Annotated in this window: 7 protein-coding genes; 6 read left to right on the forward strand and 1 reads right to left on the reverse strand. The window is 71.3% G+C overall.

Annotation, left to right across the window (positions count from 1 at the left end; all coding sequences use genetic code 11):
- The 5 genes from ACLQ25_RS01305 to galT all read left to right on the forward strand — a co-directional run.
- Positions 1 to 361 (forward strand): transposase (locus ACLQ25_RS01305; RefSeq protein WP_425728325.1); only part of this gene is annotated, 361 nt, incomplete at its 5' end.
- A gap of 343 nt (positions 362 to 704) precedes the next feature.
- Positions 705 to 2,219 carry a glycosyltransferase family 2 protein gene (locus ACLQ25_RS01310; protein WP_425728327.1) on the forward strand — a complete coding sequence of 505 codons (1,515 nt, stop codon included), beginning with the start codon at positions 705 to 707 and terminating at the stop codon, positions 2,217 to 2,219.
- A gap of 87 nt (positions 2,220 to 2,306) precedes the next feature.
- Positions 2,307 to 3,836 carry an adenylyl-sulfate kinase gene (gene cysC / locus ACLQ25_RS01315; RefSeq protein ID WP_425728329.1) on the forward strand — a complete coding sequence of 510 codons (1,530 nt, stop codon included), beginning with the start codon at positions 2,307 to 2,309 and terminating at the stop codon, positions 3,834 to 3,836.
- Between the two features lie 111 nt (positions 3,837 to 3,947).
- Entirely contained in the window at positions 3,948 to 4,772 is an 825-nt protein-coding gene (locus tag ACLQ25_RS01320; protein WP_425728626.1) for a DeoR/GlpR family DNA-binding transcription regulator, read from the forward strand.
- Positions 4,769 to 5,845: a galactose-1-phosphate uridylyltransferase gene (galT, locus tag ACLQ25_RS01325; protein ID WP_425728331.1), complete on the forward strand. Its 1,077-nt coding sequence runs from the start codon at positions 4,769 to 4,771 to the stop codon at positions 5,843 to 5,845. The genes ACLQ25_RS01320 and galT overlap by 4 nt, the downstream gene beginning before the upstream one ends.
- Positions 5,846 to 6,228: 383 nt before the next feature.
- Here the strand turns inward: galT and ACLQ25_RS01330 are convergent, their stop codons facing one another.
- Entirely contained in the window at positions 6,229 to 7,446 is a 1,218-nt protein-coding gene (locus ACLQ25_RS01330) for an NADP-dependent isocitrate dehydrogenase (protein WP_355050649.1), read from the reverse strand.
- A 138-nt stretch (positions 7,447 to 7,584) separates the two neighbouring features.
- Here ACLQ25_RS01330 and ACLQ25_RS01335 point away from each other — a divergent pair, with 138 nt between their 5' ends.
- Entirely contained in the window at positions 7,585 to 8,385 is an 801-nt protein-coding gene (locus tag ACLQ25_RS01335; protein ID WP_425728333.1) for an MBL fold metallo-hydrolase, read from the forward strand.
- Positions 8,386 to 8,808 lie beyond the last annotated feature (423 nt).

Below are 8,808 nucleotides of genomic sequence, written 5' to 3' on the forward strand. Positions count from 1 at the left end.
CGCCGGCAAAGCCGACTTCGGCACCGCCTGCATCACCTGCCCGCTACGCGGGCAGTGCACCGACTCCAAGACCGGCCGCAGCATCACGATCGGCCACCACGAAGCCCACCTCACCGCGGCCCGCACCCGCCAACAAGATCCCGGCTGGCAGGCCGACTACCGGGCCACCCGACCCAAAGTCGAACGCAAGATCGCCCACCTCATGCGCCGCCGCCACGGCGGACGACGCGCCCGAATGCGCGGCCGACACCGCATCGCCGCCGACTTCACACTCCTCGCCGCCGCGATCAACCTCACCAGACCCGCCACCCTCGGCCTCACCCACACCCGCCAACACGGCCGGACCCCCGGCCCCGCCTGAAGACCACAGGCCCCAACTGACCCCACCCGGCAAACACCCTGAACGGCCCACACCGCCACCCCAGCAACGGTTCCCGCACCCCACACCCTCGAGCCAACGCACCGAACCGACACCACCCACGCGATAACGGCGGTCGACCAGAACCCGGTCAACCGCCGTTTAACACCAGTCACCTAGGGTCTGTTCCGTGCGGGCGGTCGCAGGTTAAGTGAACGTTTGCGCCGGTCCTGCGCTCACCCAGACCCCGCCGCCGGAAAGTCCACTCCGGGGTGGCACGATTCACTTCCCGTTCACCGGGCAGTGTTCCGGGGGATATTCGACCGCCGACGCGGGAAGGATCGTGATGGTCGAGGTTGGCGTCCCCAAGGTCAGTGTCGTGGTGCCCGCGTACAACTGCGGCCCGCACATCGAGAAGCTGGTGGCCTCGCTGCTGAGCCAGTCGCTACCAGCCGACGAGTTCGAGGCGATCTTCGTCGACGACGGGTCGACCGATGGCACCGGCGCGCGGCTGGACCGGCTGGCCGCCAAGCACCCGCACATCCAGGTGGTGCACATCGAGAACTCCGGCTGGCCGTCGCGCCCGCGCAACATCGGCATCGAGCGGGCCCGAGGCGAGTACGTGTTCTTCGCCGACGACGACGACTGGTTCGCCGACCAGGCGCTGGAACGGCTCTACGACTGCGCGAAGAAGTACGACGCGGACCTGGTGATCGGGAAGATGGCCGGGCACGGGCGCGGTGTGCCCCGGGAGCTGTTCCGCAAGAACCGCTTCGACGCCACCCTGGAGAACGCACCGCTGATCGACAGCCTGACCTGTCACAAGCTGTTCCGCCGCGCCTTCCTCGACGAGCACAAGCTCCGGTTCCCGGAGGGCGGTAAGCGGCGGCTCGAGGACCATTCGCTCGTCGTACGCGCCTACTTCGCGTCCCGCCGCACCTGCGTGCTGTCCGACTACACCTGCTACCACCACACCCAGCGGCCCGATGCCAAGAACGTCACCGCGGCCCGGCTGGAGCCGGCGAGCTACTTCGCGAGCGTGCGCGACGCGCTCGACGTCGTCACCGCCCACACCGAGCCGGGGCCGCTGCGCGACCGGCTGCACCGGCGGTGGCTGCGCAACGAAATGCTCAACCGGCTGCGCGGCAAGCGGCTCCTGGACGCTCCCGAGGACTGGGTGGAGCAGGTCGCCGCCGAGGCCCAGAAGATCATCCAGGAGCGGTTCGCCCCCGGGGTCGCGGCTGGCCTGCCGCCGATGCAACGGGCCGTGGCGTACCTGGTCGAGCGGGGGCGGGTCGCGGAACTGCGGCGGCTGGCCAAGTGGGAGTCGGGCATCGCCGGGCACACCAGGATCGACGCGCTGGAGCCGGACGAGCACGCCGTCACGGTGAACGTGGCCGCCGAGCTGCGCTCCGCGCACCAGCCGATCGGCTTCCGCGCCGACGGCGAACGCGACGTGCTGGTGCTCCCGGTCGACGAGATCCCCTCCGACGTGCTCGACTCCACCGCGCAGGTCCGCAAGGCTCGCCTGGACGTGGTCGCCCGCCGCCGGGAGACCGGTGACGAGATCTTCCTGCCGGTGAAGTTCCAGGTCGAGCGGGTCGCCACGCCCGGCGGCGCCGACACCGTCCACCTGGTGCACCGCGCCACCACCACGATCGACTTCCGGGCCCTCAACGGCGGTCGTACGCGAGGTAGCTGGTTCCTCAAGGCACGGATCACCAACGCCGGATGGACCGAGGACGCGCGGCTGCCAGTGCTCTTCATCTGCCCGGCCGACGGCGCGACGCCGAGGATCCGGGACGAGCGGAAGGTCTGGAACTGGCTGCGGTCGGCGGTGGGGCGCCGGGTCCGTCGCTGACCCGACCGCTCGGGTCGTGGAGTGGCGGCCTCGACCGATCGGCGGTCGGCTGCGAAACTGTGTGCCGTCAGCGAGTGGGGGGTGTGGATGAGCAACGGCTGGGTGCTGCCCGACGAGGTGCTCCGGGACGCGCCGGCGTACGCGCCGCGTCCCGGTGAGCTCGCGGATCTGGAGCTGCTTCTGACCGGCGCGTACGCCCCCCTGACCGGCTTCATGACCCGTGCCGACCTGGTGTCGGTGAGTCGGCGCGGCCGGCTGGCCGACGGCACGCCGTGGCAGGTGCCGGTGACCCTGCAGGTGCCGGCCGCGCTGGCACAGGGCTTCGACCCGCGCGATGAGGCCCGTCGGGCGCTGGTGCTGACCGACGCCGAGGGCGCGCCGGCCGCCGCCCTTCACGTGACGGACGTCTGGCCGGTGCGCGAGGGCGTCGCGGGCCTGGGTGGCCCGCTCCGTCGGCTCGGCGACGGCGCCCAGGGCCCGTTCCAGCGGTTGCGACGCAGCCCCGAGGAGGTTCGGGCGCTGCTTCCCCCGGGCCGGGTGCTCGGAGTCATCGCCGACCGTCCGCTGCACCGGCCACAGCTGGCCCAGATCGCGCACGCCGCCCGTACCCTGGCCGCCCACCTGCTGGTGATGATTCCGGTCGGCGAGGGCGGTGTCGGTGGGCTCGCACCGGAGGCGCTGGTGCGTACGATCTTCGCCGCCCGAGACCGGATGCCCCCGGCCACCCTGGTGGCCGTGCCGCTGTCGCACCGCCGCGACGAGATCAGCGACGCGCTGCTGCGGGCCCGCGTCTCCGCCGCGTACGGGGTCACCCACCTGCTCTCGACCGGGGACATGCTCTCCGGCGCCGGGCTGCGGGTGCTGGTGCCGCGTGAGCTGGCGTACGACAACCGGGACGGGCAGTGGCGCTGGCGGGAGGACATCCCGCCGCGTAACCGGCGTCTCGCGCTCACCCAGGACGAGATCGACGACCTGCTCGACCGCGGCTTCCCCCTGCCCGAGTGGCACACCCCTCCGGCGGTCGCGAAGGAGTTGGCCCGGGCTCGGCCGCCGCGCCGGCACCGGGGGCTCGTGGTGTTCCTGACCGGCCTCTCCGGCTCCGGCAAGTCCACCATCGCCCGAGGGCTGGCGGACGCGTTGCGGGAGAACGGCGACCGGTCGGTGACCCTCCTCGACGGCGACGTGGTACGCCGCGAACTCTCCGCCGGGTTGAGCTTCAGCAAGACCGACCGGGACCTCAACGTCCGCCGGATCGGGTGGGTGGCGGCCGAGATCGCCCGGCACCACGGGATGGGCATCTGTTGCCCGATCGCTCCGTACGCGGCGGCCCGTGCGACGGCACGGGAGATGGCCCTGGCCGCCGGGGCGGGCTTCGTGCTGGTGCACGTCGCGACACCGCTCGAGGTGTGCGAGCAACGGGACCGCAAGGGCCTGTACGCGCGGGCCCGCGCCGGTCTGCTGACCGGGATGACCGGCATCGACGACCCGTACGAGGAGCCGACGGACGCGGACCTGGTGCTGGACACCTCCCGCGTGAGCATCGCGGAGGCGGTGCAGGCCGTACTGGATCACCTGACCGAGACCGGCTGGGTGGAGTTGAAGATCCAGTCCGCCTGACCGTCGCCCCACCCCCTTTCCTTCCGCCGGTTCCGGGCACGCGCTAGTGTTCATCTTTGTTGAAACACGTTCGACCGCGTGAGAGTACGTGGACCCTGGGAGGCACGGCGGATGCTCGCACGGCAGCGGCAGTCGGCCATCCTCGATCGGGTCCGCGCCACCGGCGGTGTCCGGGTGAGCGACCTGGCGACCGAGTTCGGCGTCTCCGACATGACCATCCGGCGCGATCTGGAGGCGCTGCACGAGCGCGGCCTGCTGGCCAAGGTGCACGGCGGAGCGACCGCGGCCGGCACCAGCTCGACCGACGAGCCGGGCTTCCACGCCAAGTCCGTTCAGCAGCTAGCGGAGAAGGCCGCCATCGCGGACCGGGCGGCGGCGCTGGTCCGGCCCGGCGCGGCGGTCGCCCTCTCCGCCGGCACCACCACCGCCGAACTGGCCCGCAGGCTGGTGGAGGTTCCCGGCCTGACCGTGGTGACCAACTCACTGCCGGTAGCCGAGATCCTGCACGCCGGCGGCCGGTCCGACCAGACGGTGGTGCTCACCGGCGGCGTGCGGACGCCGTCGGACGCGCTGGTCGGACCGCTCGCGGTCGGGGCCGTCCGCCGGCTGCACCTCGATCTGCTCTTCCTGGGCGTCCACGGCATCACCGAGCGGGCCGGCTTCACCACCCCGAACCTGATGGAAGCAGAGATCGACCGGGCGCTGGTCGCCGCAGCGGACCAGCTGGTGGTGCTCGCCGACCACACGAAGTGGGGCACGGTCGGCATCTCCTCGATCGTCGAGCTGGCGGCAGCCCACGTACTGGTCAGCGACGAGGCGTTGCCTCCGACCGCGCGACGGGTACTCGGCGAACAGGTGGGTCAACTGATCATGGTTAAGGCGACGAGGGCGGGCCGCGCGACGCGCACGCCGACAAGTGAGGAGACGGCGCCGTGAAGCGCACCGCGATCAACCTGGCCGATGGCCGGGAACTGATCTACTTCGACGAGAACGACGACGCCGTCCGCGACCAGCCGGACCGCCGTGACCTGCCGCCGCCGCCACCCGCGTCGCAACTGCGCTACGACCCGCTGACCGACGAGTGGGTGGCGGTGGCCGTGCACCGGCAGACCCGCATCTTCCTGCCACCGGCGAACGAGTGCCCGCTCGACCCGTCGGTGGGCGACCGACTGACCGAGATCCCCGCGCCCGACTACGACGTGGTGGTCTTCGAGAACCGGTTCCCGTCGCTGAGCGGCCGGGTCGCCGACGAGCCCGGCGAGATCACCCCGTTCACGTCGGTCCGGCCGGGCCTCGGGCGGTGCGAGGTGGTCTGCTTCACCTCGGACCACAACGCCTCCTTCGCCAGCCTCCCGCCGCGCCGCGTCCGCACGGTGCTGGACGCGCTCGCCGACCGGACCGAGGTGCTCGGCGAACTGCCCGGGGTGGAGCAGGTCTTCTGCTTCGAGAACCGGGGTGTCGAGATCGGCGTCACGCTGCACCACCCACACGGGCAGATCTACGCGTACCCCTTCGTGACGCCGCGCACCCGGGCGTTGCTGGCCGCGGCACGCCGGCACGCCAAGCGCACCGGCGGGGGCAACCTGTACGCGGACGTGCTGGCCGCCGAACGCGCAGCCGGCGACCGGGTCGTCACCGAGAACGAGCACTGGACGGCGTTCGTGCCGGCGGCGGCCCGCTGGCCGTTCGAGGTGCACGTCGCGCCACGGCGCGTGGTGCCGGACATCCCGGCCCTCGACGACAGCGAGCGGGACGCCTTCGGGCCGCTCTACCTGGATCTGCTGCGCCGCTTCGACGGGCTGTTCGACATGCCGATGCCCTACATCGCGGCGTGGCACCAGGCGCCCGTGCGCATCGACCGCGAACTGGGCCACCTGCACCTTCAGCTGTTCAGCATCCGGCGGGCCAAGGACAAGCTGAAGTACCTGGCCGGTTCCGAGTCGGGGATGGGCGTCTTCATCAACGACATCTCCCCCGAACGCGCCGCCGAACTGCTCCGCGCCGCCTGACCGGGCCCGTCGGCCGCCTGCTCAACCGTGAGGGCCGGGCGCCCTGCTCGACCGTGAGGGCGGGGGGCGGGGGCCCTGCTCGACCGTGAGGGCCGGGGGCCCTGCTCGACCGTGAGGGGCCGGGAAACAGGGCGCGGGGGGCCCGGGACAGGGCCCCCCGCAGGGAAGGGACGGCTGGCTGTGCGCGACACAGCCGGGAAGGCTGGCAGATCGGCACGCAGACCGCGGTCGACCTCGGTCAACCTTCTGGACGCGACTGGCATCTCGTCCACCCTGGTCAACGAGGCGCGCCGGGCCGGAGTGACGCCGCACGCGTGTCGCCCGCCGGACACAGCGGAGCCCGCCGGCGGGTGCCGACGGGCTCCGGTGCTGGTGCTGTCGAATCAGGCGGAGAGCCGGCGGGCCAGGTTCTCGTCGAGCGCGTTCATGAACTCGTCGGTGGTTAGCCACGGGGCGTCGCGCGAGATGAGCAGCGCGAGGTCCTTGGTCATCTGGCCGCCCTCGACGGTGTCGATGATGACCTGCTCCAGGGTGTTGGCGAACTCGGTGACCGCCGGGGTGCCGTCCAGCTTGCCCCGGTGGGCCAGGCCCCGGGTCCAGGCGTAGATCGACGCGATCGGGTTCGTCGAGGTCTTCTCGCCCTTCTGGTACTGCCGGTAGTGCCGGGTGACCGTGCCGTGCGCCGCCTCGGCCTCGACGGTACGACCGTCCGGGGAGAGCAGCACCGAGGTCATCAGGCCCAGCGAGCCGAAGCCCTGCGCGACGGTGTCGGACTGAACGTCACCGTCGTAGTTCTTGCAGGCCCAGACGTACCCGCCCTCCCACTTGAGCGCGGCGGCGACCATGTCGTCGATGAGCCGGTGCTCGTAGGTCAGGCCAGCGGCGTCGAACTCCGCCTTGAACTCGGACTCGAACACCTCGGCGAAGATGTCCTTGAACCGGCCGTCGTACGCCTTGAGGATGGTGTTCTTGGTCGACATGTAGACCGGGTAGTTGCGGTCCAGGCCGTACCGGAACGAGGCGCGGGCGAAGTCCCGGATCGACTCGTCGTAGTTGTACATGCCCATGGCGATGCCGCCGCCGGGGAAGTTGGCGACCTCCATCTCCATCGGCGTGCCGCCGTCGGCCGGCGTGTAGGTGATGGTCACCGTGCCCGGGCCGGGGACGACGAAGTCGGTGGCCTTGTACTGGTCACCGTGGGCGTGCCGGCCGATGATGATCGGCTTGGTCCAGCCGGGGACCAGGCGCGGCACGTTGGACATGATGATCGGCTCACGGAAGACGACGCCGCCGAGGATGTTGCGGATGGTGCCGTTGGGCGACCGCCACATCTTCTTCAGGCCGAACTCCTCGACCCGGGCCTCGTCCGGGGTGATGGTCGCGCACTTGACGCCGACGCCGTGCTCCTTGATGGCGTTGGCGGCGTCAATGGTGACCTGGTCGTCGGTCTCGTCGCGGTACTGGATCGACAGGTCGTAGTAGTGCAGGTCGACGTCGAGGTAGGGCAGGATCAGCTGCTCGCGGATCTGCTTCCAGATGATCCGGGTCATCTCGTCGCCGTCGAGCTCCACGACCGGGTTGTTTACCTTGATCTTCGCCATCGGCCGGCGCTCCTCTCGGGGGACACGTGCTCAAGCAGTACGAGCGTACTGCAATTGGGCCGGCAGCCCCCAGCCGGCCTCGGCCGACCGGTGAAACTGGGGCTGCACGGCACAGCAGTTCCCTGACACGATCGCGCGATGCCACTGAGCCGCACTCTCGGGTCTATCACGATCACCGCGCTCACCGACGGAGAGGGCGCGTTCTTCCAGCCCCGCGACGAGGCATTTCCGCACGCCACGGCCGCGCACTGGGCGGAAGCCGACCGCCGCGACCCCGGTTCGGTCACCGCGGACGGCCAATGGTGGCTGCCGTTCCGCAGCTTCGCGATGCGCTCCGGCGACGGACCGGTGACCCTGGTCGACGCCGGAATCGGCCCGACCGACGCGCCCGCCGCGAGCTGGGCGCCGGTGCCCGGCCGGCTACCCGCCGAACTGGCCGCCGCCGGCATCGACCCCACCGACGTCGAAACGGTCGTACTGACCCACCTGCACAGCGACCACATCGGCTGGGCGGTCACCGGCACACCCGGCCGGCCGTACTTCCCGAACGCGAGCTACCTGCTACAGCGCGCCGAGGTGAACGCCGCCGAGGCGCTCAACCCCGAACTGCCGGCCGGCCTGATCGCGCCGCTGCGCGCCGCCGGCCAGCTCCGGGTGGTCGACGGCGAGACAGACCTCACCCCGGGGGTACGACTGCTGTCCACCCCCGGACACACCCCCGGCCACCAGTCGGTGCTCGTGACGGTGGCCGACGAGCGCCTGCTGATCACCGGCGATCTCCTGGTCCACACGGTGCAACTGGTCGACCCCACGCTGGCGTACGCCCACGAGGAAGACCCCGACGAAGCCCGCCGCTCCCGGGAAACCACCCTGACCACGGCAAACCCCACCCTGCTGGCCACCCCCCACCTAACCACCCCCTTCACCCCCCACCCCTAACCCACCCCAGCCAGGCCCTCCCCCGCCCACCCGGCCCACCCGGCCTAGCCGGCCCACCCGGCCCACCCGGCCCACCCCTGTTGATCATGAAGTTATTGCCTCCTCACCCGGCGTGTCCGGGCAATAACTTCATGATCGACGCCGGGATCGGGGCGCCGACCCGGCGGCGACGCCGGTGATCAAGGTCGACGCGTGGATCGGGGCGCCGACCCGGCGGCGACCGCGGTGATCAAGAGGTTTGCGTCAGAAATCGGGGTTTTGGTGACGCAAACCTCTTGATCACCGGGTTAGGGCGGGCGCGGGGCCGGGATGTGGGGCCAGACCGGGACCCGGACGGCGGGGCCAGACCGGACGGCGGGACCCGAACGGGACAGCAAAGAGCAAGACCGGGGACGGCGAGGCCAGACCGGGACGGCGAGGCCA

Origin of the sequence: Micromonospora sp. DT44 (assembly GCF_049841635.1) — a bacterium.
Lineage (GTDB): Bacteria > Actinomycetota > Actinomycetes > Mycobacteriales > Micromonosporaceae > Micromonospora.

What these genes read in the sequence shown, in the direction of transcription:
- ACLQ25_RS01310 (WP_425728327.1), top strand. Translation starts at nt 705, where the DNA reads ATGGTCGAGGTTGGCGTCCCCAAGGTCAGTGTCGTGGTGCCCGCGTAC.
- cysC (WP_425728329.1), top strand. Translation starts at nt 2,307, where the DNA reads ATGAGCAACGGCTGGGTGCTGCCCGACGAGGTGCTCCGGGACGCGCCG.
- ACLQ25_RS01320 (WP_425728626.1), top strand. Translation starts at nt 3,948, where the DNA reads ATGCTCGCACGGCAGCGGCAGTCGGCCATCCTCGATCGGGTCCGCGCC.
- ACLQ25_RS01330 (WP_355050649.1), bottom strand. Translation starts at nt 7,446, where the DNA reads ATGGCGAAGATCAAGGTAAACAACCCGGTCGTGGAGCTCGACGGCGAC.
- ACLQ25_RS01335 (WP_425728333.1), top strand. Translation starts at nt 7,585, where the DNA reads ATGCCACTGAGCCGCACTCTCGGGTCTATCACGATCACCGCGCTCACC.